Below are 1,068 nucleotides of genomic sequence, written 5' to 3'. Positions count from 1 at the left end.
CCCCCACCGTTTTCCCAGCGCCCCCACCACGGAGACCACCATGCCGCAGGACGTCGACTTCCGAATACCGCTGCCCCGCCGGCAGAGCCCCGACCACCGGCGGGCCGAGGCGGACCAGCTCGCATGGCCGCGCTCGCTCGGCCTGATCACCACCGAGGCCGCGGCCGAACGCCATCTGCGCGGCGCCTACGCCGACCTGGCCGCCCGCTTCTACCCGCACACCACCGGCGCCGACCTCGACCTGGGTGTCGACCTCATGTCGTGGTTCTTCCTCTTCGACGACCTCTTCGACGGACCGCGCGGTGAGGACCCCGAGGAGACCCGCCGGCTCACCGACGCGGTCGCCACCGCCCTCGACGGACCGCTGCCCGACACCGCGCCCCCCATCGCGCACGGCTTCGCCGACATCTGGCGGCGCTCCTGCCGGGGCATGTCGCCCTCCTGGCGCGCGCGCAGCGCCCGGCACTGGCGCAACTACTTCACCGGATACGTCGACGAGGCCACCAGCCGCTTCCTCGACACCCCCTACGACTGTGCCGCCCAGTACCTGGCCGTGCGCCGGCAGACCATCGGCGTCCAGCCCACCGTCGACATGGCCGAGAGCGCCGGCCGCTTCGAGGTGCCCCAGCGCGTCTTCGACAGCGCCGTGCTCAGCGCGATGCTGCAGATCGCCATCGACGTCAACCTGATGTTCAACGACATCGCCTCGCTGGAGAAGGAGGAGGCCCGCGGCGAGCGGAACAACCTCGTCCTCATCCTGCAGCGGGAACACGGCTGGCCGCGCGCCCGCAGCATCGCCCACCTGCGCGACGAGGTGCACGCCCGCCTCTCCCAGTACCTCCTGCTGGAGACCTGCCTGCCCAAGGTGTGCGACATCTACGACCTCGACGCCGGCGAACGCGAGGCCGTGGAGCGCTACCGCTGCGACGCCGTGCGCACGGTGATCCGCGGCTCCTACGACTGGCACCGCTCCTCGGGCCGCTACGACGCCGAGTTCGCGGCCGCCGCCGGCGCCCAGGGCTACCTCGAGGAACTCGGCAGCAGCCGCTGACCCCCGCGGCACCCGCC

The 1,068-nt window shown here is 72.4% G+C and carries 1 protein-coding gene; it reads left to right on the top strand.

Annotated features, from left to right (window positions below; genetic code table 11):
* On the top strand, positions 1-1,051 hold a 1,051-nt coding region (ptlA, locus tag V7E45_RS40265), incomplete at its 5' end, for a pentalenene synthase (RefSeq protein WP_333779244.1).
* Positions 1,052-1,068 lie beyond the last annotated feature (17 nt).

Source organism: Streptomyces sp. IBSBF 3136 (assembly GCF_036815105.1).
Lineage (GTDB): Bacteria > Actinomycetota > Actinomycetes > Streptomycetales > Streptomycetaceae > Streptomyces.
Note: the sequence above shows the minus strand (reverse complement) of the source record. Positions and strands in the feature narration are given on the sequence as shown.